14 protein-coding genes are annotated in these 19,461 nt (G+C 56.7%); 8 read left to right on the forward strand and 6 right to left on the reverse strand.

Translation table 11 applies throughout. The annotated features are described in order from the left end of the window. Positions 1 to 14: 14 nt before the first annotated feature. From G7047_RS25680 to G7047_RS25690, 3 genes are all read left to right on the forward strand, one after another. Positions 15 to 365 carry a transposase gene (locus G7047_RS25680; protein ID WP_056265811.1) on the forward strand — a complete coding sequence of 117 codons (351 nt, stop codon included), beginning with the start codon at positions 15 to 17 and terminating at the stop codon, positions 363 to 365. Continuing rightward, positions 362 to 694, forward strand: coding sequence for an IS66 family insertion sequence element accessory protein TnpB (gene tnpB / locus G7047_RS25685; protein ID WP_056265807.1), 333 nt, complete (start codon positions 362 to 364; stop codon positions 692 to 694). Before G7047_RS25680 ends, tnpB begins: the two co-directional genes overlap by 4 nt. Before the next feature lie 81 nt (positions 695 to 775). Further along, positions 776 to 2,305, forward strand: a complete 1,530-nt coding sequence (locus tag G7047_RS25690) for an IS66 family transposase (RefSeq protein ID WP_166311894.1) — start codon at positions 776 to 778, stop codon at positions 2,303 to 2,305. On the opposite strand, the gene merR is transcribed toward G7047_RS25690, so the two are convergent. Further along, positions 2,294 to 2,731, reverse strand: a complete 438-nt coding sequence (gene merR, locus G7047_RS25695; RefSeq protein WP_056265803.1) for an Hg(II)-responsive transcriptional regulator — start codon at positions 2,729 to 2,731, stop codon at positions 2,294 to 2,296. The two genes, G7047_RS25690 and merR, sit on opposite strands and share 12 nt — an antisense overlap. A 42-nt stretch (positions 2,732 to 2,773) precedes the next feature. Here merR and merT point away from each other — a divergent pair, with 42 nt between their 5' ends. From merT to G7047_RS25720, 5 genes are all read left to right on the forward strand, one after another. Then, on the forward strand, positions 2,774 to 3,148 hold the full coding sequence (merT, locus tag G7047_RS25700; protein WP_056265800.1) for a mercuric ion transporter MerT: 375 nt from the start codon (positions 2,774 to 2,776) through the stop codon (positions 3,146 to 3,148). Between the two features lie 14 nt (positions 3,149 to 3,162). Further along, positions 3,163 to 3,447, forward strand: a complete 285-nt coding sequence (merP, locus tag G7047_RS25705; RefSeq protein ID WP_056265797.1) for a mercury resistance system periplasmic binding protein MerP — start codon at positions 3,163 to 3,165, stop codon at positions 3,445 to 3,447. Continuing rightward, positions 3,447 to 3,671 (forward strand): GDCCVxC domain-containing (seleno)protein, encoded by a 225-nt coding sequence (locus tag G7047_RS31215; protein WP_082585479.1) that lies wholly within the window; start codon positions 3,447 to 3,449, stop codon positions 3,669 to 3,671. The genes merP and G7047_RS31215 overlap by 1 nt, the downstream gene beginning before the upstream one ends. A gap of 1,272 nt (positions 3,672 to 4,943) precedes the next feature. Then, positions 4,944 to 11,342 (forward strand): DEAD/DEAH box helicase, encoded by a 6,399-nt coding sequence (locus G7047_RS25715; protein WP_166311160.1) that lies wholly within the window; start codon positions 4,944 to 4,946, stop codon positions 11,340 to 11,342. Between the two features lie 4 nt (positions 11,343 to 11,346). Beyond that, positions 11,347 to 13,464 (forward strand): UvrD-helicase domain-containing protein, encoded by a 2,118-nt coding sequence (locus G7047_RS25720; protein ID WP_166311161.1) that lies wholly within the window; start codon positions 11,347 to 11,349, stop codon positions 13,462 to 13,464. Between the two features lie 171 nt (positions 13,465 to 13,635). Here the strand turns inward: G7047_RS25720 and G7047_RS31575 are convergent, their stop codons facing one another. The 5 genes from G7047_RS31575 to G7047_RS25745 all read right to left on the reverse strand — a co-directional run bounded on the left by G7047_RS31575 (position 13,636) and on the right by G7047_RS25745 (position 19,433). Next, a complete protein-coding gene (locus tag G7047_RS31575; protein WP_166311162.1) occupies positions 13,636 to 14,028 on the reverse strand; it encodes a DUF3024 domain-containing protein in 393 nt (130 codons plus the stop codon). A gap of 208 nt (positions 14,029 to 14,236) precedes the next feature. Then, a complete protein-coding gene (locus G7047_RS25730; RefSeq protein ID WP_166311163.1) occupies positions 14,237 to 14,671 on the reverse strand; it encodes a hypothetical protein in 435 nt (144 codons plus the stop codon). Further along, positions 14,668 to 16,668 (reverse strand): integrase, encoded by a 2,001-nt coding sequence (locus G7047_RS25735; protein WP_166311164.1) that lies wholly within the window; start codon positions 16,666 to 16,668, stop codon positions 14,668 to 14,670. Before G7047_RS25735 ends, G7047_RS25730 begins: the two co-directional genes overlap by 4 nt. Next, positions 16,665 to 17,945: a tyrosine-type recombinase/integrase gene (locus G7047_RS25740; protein WP_240939268.1), complete on the reverse strand. Its 1,281-nt coding sequence runs from the start codon at positions 17,943 to 17,945 to the stop codon at positions 16,665 to 16,667. Before G7047_RS25740 ends, G7047_RS25735 begins: the two co-directional genes overlap by 4 nt. A gap of 231 nt (positions 17,946 to 18,176) precedes the next feature. After that, positions 18,177 to 19,433, reverse strand: a complete 1,257-nt coding sequence (locus G7047_RS25745) for a site-specific integrase (RefSeq protein ID WP_240939269.1) — start codon at positions 19,431 to 19,433, stop codon at positions 18,177 to 18,179. Between the last annotated feature and the right edge of the window lie 28 nt (positions 19,434 to 19,461).

Genomic DNA, 19,461 nt, shown 5'->3' on the forward strand with positions numbered 1-19,461 from the left:
TTTAGGTGGACACCATGAATGAAGCCAAGAAGAAGACCCGCCGGCGGCACAGCGCCGAGCTCAAGCAGCAGATCATTGCTCAGTGCGCCGAGCCGGGTGCATCGGTGGCCAGCATTGCCTTGTCGTACGGCATCAACGCCAACGTCGTTCACAAGTGGCGCCGCGAAGCGGGTGGCGCGCTGCCTGCACTCCAGGCCCCCGCATTCGTTCCAGTGCCGCTGCCGCCAGCGGCATGTTCACCAGGGCCTGCACTTGCACCAGACATCCGCATCGAGCTGCGCCGTGGCGCCACCACCGTCTCGGTGACCTGGCCATTGGATGCGGCCGACCAGTGCGCCGTGTGGATGCGAGAGCTGCTCAAGTGATCCGGGTTGATGCGCTGTGGCTGGCCACTGAGCCGCTGGACATGAGATCGGGCACCGAGACGGCGCTGGCTCGCGTGGTGTCGGTCTTCGGCGCAGCGCGCCCGCACCACGCCTACCTGTTCGCCAATCGACGCGCCAACCGCATGAAGGTGCTGGTGCACGACGGCATCGGTGTGTGGCTGGCAGCGCGTCGCCTCAACAGCGGCAAGTTCGTCTGGCCGCGTGATGCGGCAAGCACCGCCTCGCTCACCCGAGCCCAGTTCGATGCGCTGGTGCTGGGCCTGCCCTGGCAGCGCCTTGGCAACGGTGGTGTCATCACCGTGGTCTGACTCTGAAGCGCAGACCGGTGCTTGCCAATTGGGGCATGCGCCAATGGTGCGCGTGTGCCAGTGCTGGCACAGTGGATGCCCATGGTGGTCGAGCCTCAATCCCTGCAGAGCCTGAGCGCAGAAGAGCTGCGTGAGCTGACCACGCGCCTCATGACGCAGCTGCGCCACCAGAGCGCGTTGCTGGACAAACTCACGCACGAGAACGCGCTCTTGAAGCGCATGAAGTTCGCAGCTCAATCCGAACGCTTCAACCCCGAACAGAAGAGCCTGCTCGAAGACGAGATCGAGGCCGACCTGGCAGCCGTGGCCACCGAGATCGATGCGCTGCAAGAAGCGCAGGCGCCCGCCAAGGTTGAAGAGAAGAAGGTTCCCAAGCGCGCGCCGCTGCCAGCCAACCTGCCGCGGCGCGAGATCCGCCACGAGCCCGACTCGACCACCTGTGCCTGCGGTTGCCAGATGAAGCGCGTGGGCGAGGACGTGGCCGAGAAGCTGGACTATGTGCCTGGCGTCTTCAGCGTCGAGCGCCACATCCGGGGCAAGTGGGCTTGTGCGAAGTGCGAGACGCTCACCCAAGTCCCCGTCGATCCGCACATCATCGACAAGGGCATCCCCACCACCGGGCTGCTGGCGCAGGTGCTGGTGGCCAAGTACGCCGATCACCTTCCGCTGTACCGCCAGGAAGCGATCTTTGGTCGAGCTGGTCTCGCGATCCCGCGTTCCACGCTCGCTCAGTGGGTGGGCGCGTGTGGCGTGCAGTTGCAGCCACTTGTGGATGCCATGAGAAACGAGCTGCTGCAGCACCGCGTGCTGCATGCCGATGAGACGCCGGTGTCCATGCTCAAGCCGGGCAACGGAAAGACGCACCGGGCCTACCTCTGGGCCTATGCCACGGGTGCCTTCGAGAACACCAAGGTGATCGTCTACGACTTCTGCGAATCACGCTCGGGCGAACATGCCCGGCGCTTCCTGGGCGACTGGAGAGGCAGCCTCACCTGTGACGACTTCAGCGGCTACAAAGCCTTGATCGCCAGCGGCGTGACCGAGGTCGGTTGCCTGGCGCACGCGCGGCGCAAGTTCTTCGATCTGCATGCAGCTAACCAGAGCCAGATCGCCGAGTTCGCGCTGCAGCAGTTCGGTCGGGTCTACGAAATCGAGCGCGAGGTCAAGGAGCTCAGCGCCGATCAGCGCCGGGCCATCCGGCAACAACAAACGAAGCCGCTGCTCGATGCCTTGCACCAGTGGATGCTGCTGCAACGCCAGAAGGTGCCCGAAGGTTCAGCGAGCGCCAAGGCGCTGGACTACAGCCTGCGGCGCTGGGTGGCGTTGACCCGGTTCGTCGACGATGGGCAACTGCCTTTGGACAACAACTGGATCGAGAACCAGATCCGGCCCATTGCCATTGGTCGCAACAACTGGCTCTTCGCTGGCAGCCTGCGCGCGGGCCAACGCGCCGCCGCCGTCATGAGCTTGATCCAGTCAGCGCGCATGAACGGGCATGACCCCTACGCCTACCTGCGCGATGTGATGGCACGTCTGCCCATGCAGCGCGCCAGCCGCATCCATGATCTTTTGCCACATCGCTGGCAGTCCACCACTGCTTCAAATCTGTAGCGGAGGCGACTGCCTCTCCATTGCCGCAATCAGCGGGCAACGGACTTTGCCTCTCCCAGAACTGCAGAGATCGATCAGTTCAGAGAGTACGGCTTCCATTCGGTGCAGGTCTGCAAGCTTGAGTTGAACTTCGGCGAGCTTGGACTCTGCGTGTGTACGGGCTTGAGCGCAGCTCGCACCATCGTCGAGTTGCAGCAACTGCGCGGTCTCATCCAGGCTGAACCCCAGCCGCTTCGCAGTCTTGATGAAATGCAATCGCGATAGGTCATTCTGGTCATATCGCCGAATGCTGCCCTGGGGCCGTTCTGGCTCGGGCATCAGCTCCTTGCGTTGGTAGAACCGTATGGTCTCTACATTGACACCGGCCGCCTTGGCCAGATCACCAATGGTCAAGCCGGGGTGGGCATGCGGAAGAGGAAGGCTCATGGTGCTTGACTCCGTACCAATGTACGGGACTAAGCTTAAGCCATGTCAACAAAATCTACAGACATTTCTGCCCGTGCCACTGGCGGTGGAAAGGCCTTGATCGCGGGTGGCCTGTCCGCGCTCCTTGCGTCCGCCTGCTGCCTTGGCCCTCTGGTGCTGATCATGCTGGGCATCTCTGGAGCATGGATCAGCACGTTGACGCTGCTGGAGCCGTACCAACCACTGTTCATTGGTGCAGCCACTATCGCCTTGATCTTTGCGGCGCGCCGGATATGGCGCCCGGTTGTGGCCTGTGAAGCGGGACAGGTATGTCAGCGGCCGATGGTCAGCCTCTCCTACAAGGTGCTGTTTGCCCTGGTGACCCTGTTGCTGGTGGCCGCGCTGGTGTTCCCCCTGTTCGCCCACTGGTTCTACTGATGAAAGGCTCCGACATGAAGCGGTTGATCATGACCACTGCAGCACTCTTGCTGCTGACGCCCGGCTGGGCTGCCCAACAAAGCGTCACTCTGTCGGTGCCCGGCATGAGTTGTGCCACTTGCCCCATCACGGTGAAGAAGGCACTGACCCAGATCGACGGAGTCATTGGCGTCAAATCCAACCTGGCCAAACGAGAGACCACGGTGGTCTTTGATGACACCAAGGTCAAGGTGGACGTGCTGACCAAGGCCACCACGGAAGCTGGATTCCCGTCATCTGTTGCCCCGGCAAAGCCGTAATGGATTTGATCTTGGACTCTGTTCTGACGTGCCCTGAGTGTGGGCATGCCAAGAACGAAACAATGCCGACGGACGCGTGCCAATGGTTCTACGAGTGCGAAAGTTGCCACACGGTCTTGCGCCCAAAACCGGGCCATTGTTGTGTGTTCTGCTCGTTCGGTTCGGTGCCGTGCCCTCCAATCCAGGCCGGTGGCGACGAAGCTTGCTGCGGCTCCAAAACGTAGGGGTCACTCCACCTCTGCGACTTCCAGCGGTAGATCAGGGTGGGGTGCCCGGACGCTTACATCTCACCGAAGTCCACCTTACGAGAGCCGTGCGCTACCCCGTCGGCGTTGAAGCAATTTTCGGCAATCTATACCTTGCAGAGAACCTTGAACGAATCGTGTCCCGAATTAAGGACCGGCGTCAGGGCAGCCGCCGGCACGGACCTTTGCTCACATCACTCGTTTGGTTGACTCCCGATGACGTGCTTTGGGGTCGAGGCGACGCTTTCGCACGGACTGTGGCGGAGCTTGGGTCTCACCTTCGCGGGGGGAAGAGCTCTGACAATCTCCACTTGCTCGCCTACGCCGAGCCAGGTCAGGAGCAGGCCGTACTGAGTCGCTTTAGGGTCCAGGGGCTGACTGAACTCCATTTCTCGCGACCATTGCCACCAGACGGCATGCTGATGGGAGGGCGGCTGGAACTCATGCTTTATCCGACAGGCTTTATGGCGGCAGTCATCCACTTGCCCAGTCCGGGTAACCCGGGGCTATGGATGCCTATCGGCATTTTCTCTGCAATGCCGAAGCACTTGGACCTTGCACAGAAGCTATTACGAAAGGCGATGGGTGGCCGACGATACGGGCGCAAAGCGAGGTTTTCGCAAAAGGATACAGGGGTGTCTCCGACGACCTTCGAAGACGCACTCCCATTCATAAACTATTGCGGCTTGGCTGACGGCACGCATTTCGACCAAGAGTCGGAGGATTGCTGAGCTTGCTCCCATCGCATTTTGCAAGTGCACCGCAGCCGATGAGCAGCCACTACTTCGACCCGGACTGGTCCGCTAAGGTCACCGTTCCCGTCAAACGCGCGAGTGAGCTTTGGGAGTTTTTCTATGGTGGAGATTTTGCTGCTCGGGGCACGCCCTTGGCCTGTCTCGAAGCGAGGTAAGTGATGAACATCTTTTTCATGTCGAGAAACAGGTTTAAGCACGAAGAGGCGCGCCAAATTTTGGCGCCACTAGGCATCAATGTAGAGGCAGACCATACCGAAATCCACGAGTTGCAGAAGGTGCCAAATTCCGCATTGTGGCCCAAGTCATACGTGTTTATGGGCCGACCCAATGCCGTCCAACCAAGTGTTCTGAGGTCAAGAGGCGTAGAGCCAATCGTAGTGGCAACACTAAATCAGTCCGAATCGCTGTCGATGTTCCTCGAGGATTTGCGACTACGTGCCAACGAGTACACGGCTTTGCATGCCAGTCTTCTCACTGACTAAAAGTCGAAAAAATAATGCTACCTTCGCTGCTTGCCAATGACATCCAGACGGCCCTGAAACAGTTCCTGGTTTCAGCCTTCGAGCCCGCTGACGCTTTCAACCACGGTTTGATGAGCCGCTTTGTCAATGACGAGGAGGCATGGCTCAAAGGCCCATATGTGCAGGTAGGCCTGCCCTTTGAGGCGGGTAAAAGCGGCAACGCGTTTTTTGACACCTTCGAGACCACGTACCCCGGTTTCAGCCACCAAGAACACGCATGGGAGCGGCTGTCCAGCCACCGTCAAAGCTTGAGCACGCTGGTGGCCACCGGCACGGGTAGCGGCAAGACGGAGTGCTTTCTGTACCCGGTGCTGGACCACTGCGCCCGTGCCCGAGCGGCGGGCGAATCGGGTGTGAAGGCGCTGGTGATTTACCCCATGAACGCACTGGCCACAGACCAAGCGCGTCGTATTGCCGAGCTGGTGGCCAGCACGCCTCAGTTTGCCGGGCTGCGTGTGGGGCTGTATGTGGGCGGCAATGCCGGCGCACCTGGCGAGGGCATGGTGATGACCCAGGGTGCGGTCATCACCGACCGCGACACCCTGCGCAAGCACCCACCCGACATCTTGCTGACCAACTACAAGATGCTGGACTACCTGATGCTGCGGCCCAAAGACCGCCAGCTATGGGCGGCCAACCAGCCCACCACACTGCGCTATGTGGTGGTGGACGAGTTGCACACCTTTGATGGGGCGCAAGGCACTGACCTGGCACTGTTGCTGCGACGCTTACGTGCAAGGCTGAAGACGCCGCAGGGCCACCTTATCTGCGCGGGAACGTCGGCCACGTTGGGCAATGCGGCGGACACAGCGCCGCTGCGTGAATACGCTCGGCAGATTTTTGGTGTGCCGTTCGGCGAAGAGGCTGTGGTGACCGAGAGCCGCCAGTCGGTGGGGAGGTTCCTGGAAGACGCCACCGTGGATTACATGTTCTTGTTCCGGGTTGAACATGCACCGTTGTTAGGGCCGGCGCAGTACTCTACTCCGCAAGCTGCGGTGCAAGCGTGGTTTTCATTGTTCTTCCCTGACGAGCCTGCGCCGGAAGATGTATCGAAGCCGGAGTGGCGCCGTGGTCTGGGTCAGCTGCTCAAACGCCACCAGCTTTTTGTGAACCTGCTCAAGCTGGCCAAGGGCGGTGTGGTGAGTTACCCAGAGCTCACAGAAGCCTTTGCACGCAACATGCCCGCTGCTAGCTCGGCGCAGGTCACCCAGGTGCTGGATGCCTTGCTGGTGTTGGTTGCGTGGGCGCTTCGCGATGGCACCCTACCGCTGGTAACGCTGCGTTTGCAGCTGTGGGTGCGTGAGTTGCGTCGCATGGTCGGCAAGCTCAGTGTGAATCCCCAGGATGTGAAGTTGCGCAGCGAGCGCGACCTGCCGATGGCGCGTGATGGTGTTTATCTGCCCATGGTTCAGTGCCGCCAGTGCCGCACCACGGGTTGGCTATCAAGGTTGGTTCAGGGCACCAGCAAACTCTCGACGCAGCTCGATGAGGTTTACAACACCTGGTTCTCGCGGCGGCCTGAGGCGGCGCGGTTGTATGCGTCAGAGAGCATGTCGCGCTCGCATGTCGATGGCGTTACCGAACGCGTGTGCGTTGCCTGCGGAACCGTGCAGCAAAGTAATGAGGAATGCTTAGCCTGTGGTCATCACGAATTGCTGTCTGTTTTCCGTATCACCGCACAGAGAACGCAGGTGGTCGGCACAGCGCAATACACGCGGCACGACACCACCTGCCCAGCCTGTGGCGAGCGGGACGAGCTGCTCCTGCTGGGCGCACGTAGCGCCACATTGGGCTCACAGGTGGTTGAGAGCAGTTGGGCCAGTGTGTTTAACGACGACAAGAAGCTGATTGCGTTTTCAGACTCTGTGCAGGATGCCGCTCACCGCGCAGGTTTTTTCGGGGCACGCACTTACTTGAACAATGTGCGTACGGCGTTGGCCCATGTGATGGATGAGGTGTCGCCCACGCGCTTGAACTGGGCCACCTTCCTGGAGAAGATGGAGCAGCAGTTCGACCAACCCGGCTCGGTGTTGCACATGTCGCGCGAATCGCTGGTGTCGGAGTTTGTGGCGCCGAACATGATGTGGCATCGCGATTGGTCGGTGGAGCTTCAGGAAAAGCAGCACCTGCCATCTGAGAGTCGCATGCCGCTGAAGGTAAAAAAGCGATTGCTCTGGCAGGCCTACAGTGAAATGACTTACCTGAGCCACCGGGGGAGGACCCTGGAGCGCACGGGAAAAGCCACGCTTTCAGTGCCGTGGGAAGTGGTTGAAGCGGTGGCTGCTGATTTGCTGCCGCGCTACCGCGAACAGTTTGGCACCCATGGGCTTGAATTGAGCACCGTGACCCAATGGCTGTGGGGCACCCTGGCGCACATGCGTCGGCGTGGTGGGGTGATGCACCCCGAATTGGGCGCATACGCGGGGGATGGCAGGGTCTACGCCCTGGTCAAAATCGGTAGCAGCGCGGAATGGATGCCCAAGATGGGGGAACACACCCCGCGCCCGGTTTTGCTGACCACAGGTATCCAGCCCGGTTTTGACAAGCTGACCGGGAGCAAGCGCGCCACTTGGTATGACCGCTGGGCTGCAGCCGTGCTGGGCGACCAGACCATGCTGGCTAAAGGTCTGGCCGCCGACATGTATCGCGAGGCTCTGCAGGCATTCAAGGAGGCAGGCATTGTGGAACTGACAGTCCACCACCAAGGCGACACCTGGGCCATCAAACCCGAAGCGCTAGAGCTCGATACAGAGGTGGCTTTTGTCGCCACGGCAGGCAGCAAGCGTCGGTTGGCCGTTCCCCGAAAAGATGCAGAGCATCTGCTAGGAATGGCCTGTATCGATGCGCCGGAATCTCGGTACGAAGCCCTCGTCATGCAGTCGGACGATTGGTGGGCCCGACGGTTCAGCAACGGTGACTTGCGGCGGGTCATTGCGGCCGAGCACACCGGGTTGCTGGAGCGACCGATGCGAGAAGCTTTGGAGGGCCGCTTCAAGTCCAAGCAGCCCAAACCTTGGTTCGAAAACCTGCTCTCCGCCACGCCGACACTGGAGATGGGCGTGGACATTGGTGATTTGTCGTCGGTGCTGCTGTGCTCGGTGCCGCCCAACCAAGCCAGCTTTTTGCAGCGCGTTGGCCGCGCGGGGCGTCGTGACGGCAATGCCCTAGCCACCACGCTGGCCGACGGCAACAGCCCTCATGACCTGTATTTTTTCGCTGAAACGCAAGAAATGCTGTCAGGTGAAGTGGCACCACCAGGCGTGTTCTTGCAGGCGGCCGAGGTGCTGCGCCGGCAACTGTTTGCGTTCTGCATGGACGATTGGGTGGCCAGCCTGAACAACATTACTGCGTTGCCAGACAAAACCTCGCAGGCGCTTGACGCGATGGACCAGGGAAAGCAGGAGCGTTTCCCGTACGTATTTAACAACTATGTGCTGGCGCATGAGGAGCGCTTGTTTCAAGGCTTTGTGCAACTGCTGGCAGGTGATATTGATGAGGTGGTCACGGCGCGGCTGTGGGACTTCATGCAGGGGCAAGGTGAATCGGACGGTTTGCGCACTCGTTTGCAAAAGGCCCTGGAAGAGTTGCAGGAAGAGCGGCGCACCTACAAAAAGCGCAAGGATGAGCTCGACAAGGTGCGCGCCAAGGCCCAGCAGAAACCGCAAGACGATGCCACGCGCGCCGAAATCGACAACCTGCTGCGTGAGCGCGACAAGTTGCTGGAGTTGATTAAAGAAATCAACACGCGTGACCTGCTAAACACGCTGACTGATGCGAGTCTACTTCCCAACTACGCGTTCCCAGAAGCTGGTGTCGAGCTGAAGTCTGTCTTGTGGCGCAAGCGCGCTTCGGACGAGCCCGGCCAAGGCGCTTACGTCACGCTGACCACGCAGAAGTACGAACGCCCGGCGCAGTCTGCGCTGTCGGAATTCGCACCTGAGAACCGCTTCTATGCCAATCAGCGGCGGGTGGAGGTGGACCAAATCAATATGAATTTGGCCAAAACGGAGGATTGGCGTTTCTGCCCGTCGTGCCATCACATGCGAAACCTGACAGTAGAGGCTGACACCTATGTAACGTGCCCTTCGTGCGGCGATGCAATGTGGTCGGACGCGGCGCAACGCCGCACACTGCTGCGCTTCAAGCAAGCCATTGCCAACAGCAATGACATGGATGTGCGCATCGACGACAGCGCCGATGACCGCGAGCCCAAGTTCTATGTGCGCCAGCTGATGGCCGATTTTTCCTCCGCTAACATACGCGAGGCATGGCAAATTGGCTCGGGCGCTCTGCCGTTTGGTTTTGAGTTCATCTCTCGGGTGACATTCCGGGACGTGAATTTTGGCGAGCTCGCCAAGCCGGGCGAACCTTTCAAGGTTGCTGACAAGGAGTCATCGCGCCCGGGGTTCAAGCTGTGCAAGCACTGCGGCAAGGTGCAAAAGCCCCCTCGACGCAACAGCGACCCTGGCGGACAAAGCCACAGCTTCGATTGTCCCAAGTACGGTGATGACAGCCCTGGCAACCTGCTGGAGTGCCTGTACCTGTACCGTGAATTCGAATCGGAGGCGCTGCGGATTCTGGTGCCGTACACCAAGAACGGTGTGGATGAAAGCGTGGTTCAGTCCTTCATGGCTGCCGTGCAGTTGGGACTCAAGCGCCGCTTTGGCGGCAAGGTGGACCACCTGCGCATGGTGCTGCAGGACGAACCGGGCAAGGACGGGGAGCCACGCCGTCACTACATCATGCTTTACGACTCTGTTCCTGGCGGCACAGGCTATTTGCACCAGCTCTTGGCCCATGACGCAGGCACTCTGGCAGACGTGCTCAAGATGTCTTTGCAGGCCATCACCAGCTGCTCTTGCAACAACGACCCTGAAAAAGATGGGTGTTATCGCTGCCTGTACCAGTACCGACTGGGGCGCAGCATGGAGCAGGTGTCCAGAGACAAGGCCAAGGCGGTGCTGGGCGAACTGGTGGGTGCGTTGGACCAGCTGGCGCGGGTCAAAACGATTTCCGAGATATTTATCAACCCGAATTTCGACTCTGTGCTGGAAGCTCGTTTTATCGAGTCGCTGAAACGCCTTGGTGGCGTTGGCTCCATTCCCATGGTCAAGCTGGTGCAGGACGTGGTGAACGGAAAGTCAGGCTTCGTGCTGGAAGTAGGGGGGCAACGCTATCGCGTGGAGCCACAGTGCGAGGTGGGCGATGAACAAGGAGTGGTGGCTGCCAGTAAGCCTGACTTTGTGATTTGGCCCTGGGCGACTGGCTCCAAACGTCGCCCTGTGGCAGTGTTTTGCGACGGCTGGACGTACCACAAAGACTGCCTGCGCGAGGATGCCGTAAAGCGCAGCGCACTGGTGGCCAGCGGCCGATTCTGGTGTTGGTCTGTCACGCACAACGACGTGATGGACGCCCTTGCTGGAAAATTAGACACCGACCTGGAGTCGCCTTTGATGAGCATGTCCCGGCATAACGGGGCCAAGGCTCCCGCAGCGGTTCCGCGCGCGCAGGAAAAGGCTTTCACCCAGCATGCCGTAGCCAGCTTGTTGAATTGGCTTGCCACCCCGACGGATGGTCCGGCGGGTGACGCTGCGGTGGAGCAGTTGCAGCGCAATGCCTTATGGCTCGGCTTCTTGATGGTGCCACACAACGAACAGGAAAAATCCACTTGTGAGCATCAGCTCGGGCATTGGTTTCACCGATTGCCTGCGCATGTCAAAGAGCCTGGCAAGAATTTTGCGCTCAGCCTCTCCAAAGTATCAGGGGCATGTCAGCACGTTGGCTGGTGGCCTTTGGTTGCTGCCAAGGGGCTTCCGGAGCACGTGGACTGGATGGCGCCTGGCGTTCTGGTGCTTGACGAGGCAAAGGTTGAAGATGACGCTGCGCTTCACCTGGCTTGGCGCCAATGGCTGCAACTGTTCAACACGACCCAGTCGCTGCCAGGGATGTGGCTTGTCACCGCCGGCGGGCTGAACCAGAACGATTACGACGGCATTCACCCCTTGTCAACAACCGCAGTTGCACAGCCAGCGGAGCAGGCATCTTTGAACGGTGTCTGGATGGAGGTGTTTGAAGCGCTTTTGGCCCCCCTCAAGTCAGGTATGGTTCGGTTGGCGCAGGCCGGGGCGGTCGTGCCAGAAATCGGCCCAGAACTGGCGGACGACAAGGGACGTGTCGTGGCGGACGCAGAGTTGATTTGGGCAGCCGCCCATGTGGCGGTGCTTCGGTCGGACCAAGCGGATATGGAGCAGGAGTGGACCACGCACGGGTGGACGGTGCTGTGTCTGAATGAGGACCTCACGCAGTGTCGGGCGCAGCCTTGGGAGAAGGCGGTTGCGACGGCGTTGGGTCTGACCATCGAAAACCAGGAGTAGAACTTTGAGCTTTAAACCCAAGGTTGCGTTGAGCAACGATTTTCTGCTTCAGCTGGCCAAGTTGCCCGCCAAAGTCCACACCAAGGTGATGAAGTGGGCCATCCAATTCCAGGCCGACCCGAAGAGCCCGGGCATCAATTACGAGAACATCAATGGTGCACGGGACCAGAACCTCAAGTCAGTGCGACTAGATGGGGATTGGCGTGGCATTGTGTTCAAGCCTTCCACAGGTGACGTGTACGTGCTGCTGTATGTGGACCACCACGACGATGCCTATCGCTGGGCTGAAAACCGAAAACTGACCATCAATCCAGTCACCGGTGCGATGCAGATGCTGACATTCGAGAGCGTCACGGAGCAGATGCCTTATGAAGCACCCCGCGCCAACGCTGAGGCAGCGGGAGGTGCCTTGGAGGCGCCCGCTATTGCGGCGGCACCAGCACTCTTTGCAGACCTTGAAGACCGAGAGTTGATGAGTCTCGGTGTGCCGCAAGAGTTGCTCACCTTTGTTCGGGGCATCGCCAGCGAAGACGAGCTAGATATTAAGCAGGCCCAGCTCCCGCTGGAGGCCTACGAAGGCTTGTTCCTTGTTGCGGCAGGCGACACGGTCAGCCAGGTGCTCAACGCCCGCGAGACGCGGGTGGACACGGTCATCGATACCCAAGACTTCGCTGCAGCGCTGGCGACGCCAGAGTCGCAGTCTCGGTTTGTCGTGGTCAGCGACGACGAGTCCATGACCGCTATCCTGAATGCGCCACTTGCGCAATGGCGGGTGTTTCTGCATCCCACACAAAAAAGGCTCACCGTCGGAGACCGCAGCGGCCCCGTGCGAGTATTGGGCGGCGCGGGGACTGGCAAGACCGTCTTGGCAATGCACCGCGCAAAGTGGTTGGCGGAGAACCGGACCGAGGCGAACCAGAAAGTGTTCGTTACCACTTTCACCAAGAATTTGGCCGCCGATATCGAGCAGAACCTGCGTACGCTCTGCAGCGGCGAGACGGTCGCCAAACTGGAGGTCAAAAACCTTGACGCTTGGGTGAATGCCTTTATGCGCAGCCGCAAGCTGGAACATCGAATCGTGTATGACCGCAGGCAGGATGCTGCCTACCAGGCATGGCAAGCAGCGTTGGCCGTCAAGGACTCATCCCTCGACCTGCCGGACAACTTCTACGAAAACGAGCTGGAGCAGGTGGTACTTGCGCAAGGTATCACTACGCTGGACCAGTACCGTATGGCCCGGCGAACGGGGCGGGGTGTGATTCTGAGCCGTGCCAAACGCGATGCTGTGTGGCCGGTTTTTGAGGAGTATCGTGGGCAGCTGGCATCACGTAAGCTCAAGGAGGTGGATGACGCCTTTCGCGAGGTGGCCGATGTGCTGAGCGCTGAAGCGGCAACTGGAAAACTGCCCTACAGCGCCATCGTTGCGGATGAAACCCAGGATTTGGGGCCACAGGCGCTGCGTTTGCTCCGTGCGCTGGTGCCTGCAGGCACGAACGACCTCTTTTTTGTCGGCGATGGACACCAGCGTATCTATAGCCGCAACAAGGCAGCGATGAGTCGATGTGGCATCGACATCCGTGGACGTGCCAAAAAGCTTTACCTCAACTACCGAACCACCGACGAAATTCGCCGGCAGGCTGTGGCATTGTTGGAAGGATGCGAAATTGATGACCTCGATGACGGCCACGACGAGACGAAGCGGTACAAATCCTTGTCCCACGGCCCCGCGCCCACTATCTTAAGCGTTGATAGCATTGAGACTGCCGCCAAGCACACCATTGAATTTGTGCAGCAATGGACCGCTGCGCATGATGATGGCGTTCCACTGTCGTTCTGCGTCATTGCTTCCAGTGAAAAAACAAGGGATGCAATGGCCAGCTTATTGCAGAAGGCAGGCTTGCGTTGTATTGCCATCACAGCGCAAAGCAATCATGCTGATTCACGGGATGTGGTTCACTTGGCTACCATGCATCGGGCAAAAGGGCTGGAGTTCGATTGTGTGATTGTGCTTGCACCAAAAAACTATTTGGGAGAACCTGCTGAATCTGACGCCCAGCGAAAATTGCTATACGTTGCGCTGACGCGTGCCAAGCGCGGAGCAATGCTTTTGAAGACGCTGTAGCGCATTCCAAAATTTAATAGCACCGGGAATGATGGAAGCTAGTTGGGGACTTACCGCATAAATCGCATTGCAGCAACCAGTAGGTACGGGTAGTGAGTCACCCTGCCGCGAAGTTGTTGTGATGCAGCGAATTATGGATGTGAAGGGGAGATGTAATTTGCGGACGTCGGCTCAACTGAGCACAGGAATTGACCCCGCGCCCGCACACCTTATGGCTTCACCTTGCCCCCAAAAGCATCCATAAGGGTCGGCTTCAACGGCATCACAAAAACCCTGGATAGATTTAACGGCAGCAACAGGTTCATAGCCATGCCACTTTATGTCAGCTCGCTCCCAATAAATCTTTCGGATTATCTTTGTATGGACCCAAGTTGCTTTGGCAAAGCTGCGTTCGTGCTGTCGCCCGTCCTTGAGGCGGCGCACCTCTAGTAGGTATACGGACTGGCCTTCAAGTGTCCACGGTAAATCAAGTTGGTCGCGCACGTGCATTGGTGGGCGCTTGCGGTTTAAAAATTCGCACATGACTTTTGCCGTGCGACGTACCTCGAGCTCCGTTAGTGCCATCGCTGCTTTTCGCTAAGGAACGTTCGAAATTGAACCGACGTCCGCAAAGGCGGACACGGTCAGCGCAGTTGGATTCGCAAAGAGCCAAGAATTTTTCGCAGGAGTCCGAATAGGCAATAAGCGTGCAAGCTATACGAAATCTTGAGGGTTGAGCGGGAACGACCGTCTGTAATCATCTAAGTCAATGAAGAACTCAATCATGCCTGCTTCATGCCACTCCTTTTGAGCGGTCACGGTCAGGTTTGGGAAGTGGTGCATTCAACATATCCATGGTGACGCCTTTCCGCTCCGCATTGTGTGCCCATGTTACGAATTGCTCGAGAAGACGGGCATTCTCAACTTCTAGCCGCCCCGCCTTTGCCTTTAAGCGCTCAGTTTGTTCAAGGGCAGCACGCAATCGAGCATCTGCTGGAACTCCGCGCGATTTGGGTAAGGTACCACTTAACGAGTTTTTTCGATTGGAAAAGGCGAGGGCTACCTGCTCGTAGCTACTCAACGTGAAGCGAGAGTACCGTGAGCCCCACTGCTCTTCAAGCTTGTCCAGCAGCAACTCCCAAGTAAGCTTGCCGCGCCAAGTATCGAGAGTGTCGAGTGCGGCCTCAATCTGCTGTGGCGTCAAGTCTGGTGCGCGATTCTTCTTCATAGCAATATCATTTGTTTTTTGACGCTTTGGATGGTCTTCACTTTTTCATTGGTAATAAGAGGGGCGTTCTTTATATCTAACCGAACCCGAGCACCCAAAGGTACTTCCGGATTTTCCAAGATAGAAAGCATTGAGTTGACCCGCTCAAGCGTTACATTCAGGTCTTTTACCCAGTTATCGGCTCCGTACTCTTCGTCATCCATGGCCGCCCTCGCTTGCCTCATAAAATATTCCGTTTCTTTCTTAAGCAGTCGCAGGTTTTCCTCTTTTTCCTTTTCACCCTTAACACACTCTTGTTCTTCGCAATTTATGCAATCACGGTACATCTGGCAAGGTGCGCTCGCGAAATCGTGCAGGCACCATCCATATTCCGTTGTGTGTCCAGCCGTGAGACCAAGAGTTTTAAACTCGCTTCGAAGAAACAGTGTTTTGACTGCGGTGTTTACAGGCTCTAACTCGGAAGTAAATCCCGCTGCCAGTGCAGCACTGATGGGCGCTTGGACTTCTGCAGACGTCATATGGTCGTAGCTGCAATTTTGTTTGATATCCTTGCGTCCGGAGAAAATGGCAATTTCGACACTGCTCATTCCACCCATCTGCGAAAGGGTGTTTAAGTAGTGACGAAAGCTATGACTGCTAATGGCGATTGGTGTGCCATCATCTTCGGTATATTTAAAATCCTCAAAGATGGAGGGCACATCTCCAGGGGAGTAACGACTGGCTATAGCCGTATAGTCAATGCAACTAAACATACAGAGGTAGGTAGCCCGTTTCTGGTGAAGTTCATTAGTTCGCATAACTGCCATTGCATCCATACAGAGGCGCTTCTCGTCACCCAACATGTACGGAAATGTGGCTGGCAAAATATTTAGAACGGCTTGCTCCACATCTTCAAAGAGATATCCGATACTCCGGCCTGCCAACTGTTGCTTCTTGAGCTTATGGCCTTTCGCCCACGCGTTTGCCGCGTGCTTACTGCTTGCATCACCCCAAAGTATTAATGCGACCTCACTGAGGTTCAACACTCGCTGGTCTCGCAAATGCTCGGCGCCCTCATGAAGAAACAAATGGGTTCTGTTGGCCGTATACCACGCCACCAACTTATGCGCAGGGTCGGTTACCTTAGTCAGATTCGCGATTGCATTCCTCGCGATATCTGCCATGTCTGAGGGCAACCATTTAGTGGTGTTCTCGAATCCCTTTGAACCTGACCAACGGAGTCCCAGTTTGCCTCGAAACTCCCCGTCTCCCTCGACCAAACAATTCCGCTTCAAGCGGAGAACCTCGTTGATACGCTCGGGCGCGCACAGCATCAAGGCACTGAAGCTGGACCTGAGAACATGAGGGGCCTCAACGGCTTGGTGAAAGATGCCAGCTAACGCGCGCAACGCGGCAGCAGACGGTAGTTTTTCTTGCCTGGCCTTAAGTGCCTCCTGAGATATACGGCTTCCCACCTCCTTGGGTTTCTTCATCCCGTGCGTCCAGCGCTGACGAAGAGAGATGAAAAGCTTGGAATCCATGAGCTCGGCAATGGACTCAAGTTGGCCTGCAACCCGGTATGCCACGGATTCGGAGGCATGTTTCTTGGCAAGTTCTACAGCTGTATCTAGTACAACACTGTCTACTGCGGTTGGACGCGAGCCCTTAGACTCCAAGCGTAATGCAGCCTCAAGAAATCGAAGTGCAGCAATCCTCGGAGCTTGGCTTTCAACCCGCGCCTTGTCTTGCATGTAAACGATTGTGGCCTTGGCAAAGTCCAGAAATGGTGGCGGAAAAGCCGGCTCAACATCTCTCGATTTGCTGGCCTCTAGAGTGCTAAAAATGACCCGATGGACTTTGTTTTGCCCGACGAAGTAGCCGATGTTCCAGACATCCTTGTCGAACTGCTGATGCGCATTCAGTACGTGAGACTGTCGACACAGGTTAATGAATGTATCTAGGTTGGACTGCGGCTCCAGCTCGGCTTTTGGCGTAAAAAGAAGAACGGGTGCACTCATGCCGATTTACCCTCTAGCTTGCGTTGGGACCAAATTTTTATGCACGTAGAAATAACTTCTTTAACCGCCTTTATAGGCACATCGTTAACAGCTGCCATACGTTCGTCATCGCTCCATTTCTCGCGGTCAGCTTCGAGTGCCCGCAGCACCTTTTCATGGGGAGCGTCTAGCCAAGGCTCAAATCGTATACAGGTATAACAGGCGACAGGCTTTTTAAATCTACATCCTCTAGCTTTCCCTGCACAATTACCAATGCCCTTTGTCGTGACCCGAAAATCATGGATACGACTTCCAGGTGCCCCCTTATGGGTACTCTGCGCTTCACCCTCAATTATCTGACCTTTAAATGCTTGTGCGAGTGGCTCCAAATACTTGCTAAGCGCCTTGTCATAATTTTCAACAATTTTTGGCGACGATGATATGTAATGGGAGACATTTTGAAGGTCGACATGGCCCAATCGCTCAGCGATTACCATTTGACTTACTCCCTCCTCTGCCATGCGGGTGCCATACGTATACCGGAAGCGCTGTGGCGAGATAGGTATGGGTTCAAAATGAAGTCGAGCAGTTGGCGGGGCGATTTCCTGCAAAAGCTGGGTGAACCAACCACTCAATATGCGTGGCGTACAATGACCAGAGAATAGGTAATCGTCTGCGCGAATTTTTTTCTGCGGTCCCTTTGGCATTACCAAGTCGGTTGAGAAAAATGCGCAGTCTTGGGCATGACCCAACTCATAGCGCTCTTTGTAAAAATCAACAATGAGCTGCGAAGTTTGCGAGCTAATATCGAAATCGAGGAAACTTACTCGTGAATGCTCAAATCCATTTTTTATTTGTGGAAGCATTAAAACAGAAGTTTGAGGATTGAAGTCAGAGATTTTAAGTGAAGCATACTGACCAATGCGTCCACCGCATGCTAATAATAATCTCGTAAGCAAAATCATCCAAAGTGGAAGTCTGCCTTTTCCATAAGCAGCATTAACCGCTGAATACAGCGCAGTGTATTCTTCCTCACTAAATGGACCTTTTACTGGGTCTCGAGTCCGTACTGCATCACCTTTTGTGTTTCCTGGCTTACGGTGCTCTCGTAAATATAATGAACACCCGGCAGTAACACCAGGCAAATTAAGCGCCACCCATTTTTGTAGAAGTCCATTAAGTGTCCCAACTCGCCATAAACTATCTCGCGCTATGGATGCGCAGTAGTTGGCTATTGCCTGCTCATCAATTACCGAAAGGTCTGCATCACGGGAGTTTCTTAGAAAATGCTTGAACACATTAAACAGATTCTCAATATGGCGCGATGAGTGACCTCCAACGTAAGGCAAGAGTGCAAACTTTAGTGAGGTCTTGTGCGAAGCCCCAAAGGGGGGAGTGTTTGAAAATCGATGCGAGCAATGTACGGGCCATCTGCCCACTCCCAAACGTCAGACCTAGGGTCAAAGAATGTATTACTACGGGTAAAGACTCGCTCGGGCATTGACTGCGCCAGAGCATATTTTTTCTTTTCAGATGTTTGGGCCATCTAGCTTTTCTTGAAGTTTCAGTGCGACCGCTCGCCCTTTGCGGCGGGTGTTACGACGCGTATAGATAAGTGAGCTCTTGGAGTTATCGGCCCAACCTTGTTGCTCATTGCGAGCTCGAATCTCCTCTTCTTCAGTCAGTCCTAAACGGTCAGCTTCTTCAGAAAATCTTTCGTTCCATGTGTGCCGCATGACGTGACTTGTCAGTCGTACGGGTAAGCCAGGGCATGCGGTGCGCAACTGTTGAAAAATCTTCCCGATGCTCCGCAGGGACAAGGGTTGACCATCTTGAGCAACAAATACTTGAGGGAACTTTCGTGCAGCCCGGATGCGATTTCGGTCCATACGGATATGTTCCATAAGCGCTTGCATGATGGCAGGACGCAATTCAATCTCACGGTCGTTCGTTTTTGTATTGACTGGTGCAGTCCGAGGGTCCTCTATAGCGTCTGCGCGCCTAAACACCCCAAGCTGAGATAGCTGCGTCTTTAAATCACCTATTTGCAGACCAAGCAGTTCCCCGCTACGCATACCTGTTGCAAGCAAAAGCATCACAATCACCCGATTCCGGTTTCTTACAAACCCACGCTTCCAAGGGTTTTTATGACTGGTTACATCAACGACCGCCAACAGTTTTTCTTGGTCTTCTTGGGACAGGCCTTCGCGTGCCCCTAGCCGCGCGCGCTTAGAAACCTTTGGAACCTGCGTCAAGAAAGACTTCAAAGCCTCCCCAGACTCTTGTACCAATTGCTGTCGCAAGGGGCGAGAGAGCGAGGCAGCGTAGTAGTTCGCGACAAAACCTAAGTACTCCGCCATATAACGAATTCGGTTGGCGTGATTAGCTTTTCCTACCGGTTTACCTGCATTCGATTGCTTACTGCGGCGCATGCGCACATTCTTGAGGTTGATAACCTGCTTACCCATTTCAGGTTCATCTTCATGGGATAGGCCATCCATGGCGTACTGAGCTACGTCTGCGAGGCGATTCAGTTCACTGGAGGATAGGAAGTTTCCTGCGCGCACACGTGCCAAGAGGTCGATGCGTGGGGCCGTATCAAGCTCGCGATAGAGCAGCGCGAGGCACTGGCAAACAGAATGAATGGTGTTGGCTGCTCTTCCCCTTCTGCGCCACTTCTGCAGGAACAACGTCACCGCATGAACCGGTAGACCATCAGGCCCCTTCAAGATAGAGAAATGCTCGCCGTTTTTAAACCGAATGCGCTTTGCGACGTATTGCGCCATCTATCCACCACTTTCGTAAATTCGTAGT

It is taken from the genome of Diaphorobacter sp. HDW4A (assembly GCF_011305995.1).
Classification (GTDB): Bacteria; Pseudomonadota; Gammaproteobacteria; order Burkholderiales; family Burkholderiaceae_C; genus Diaphorobacter_A.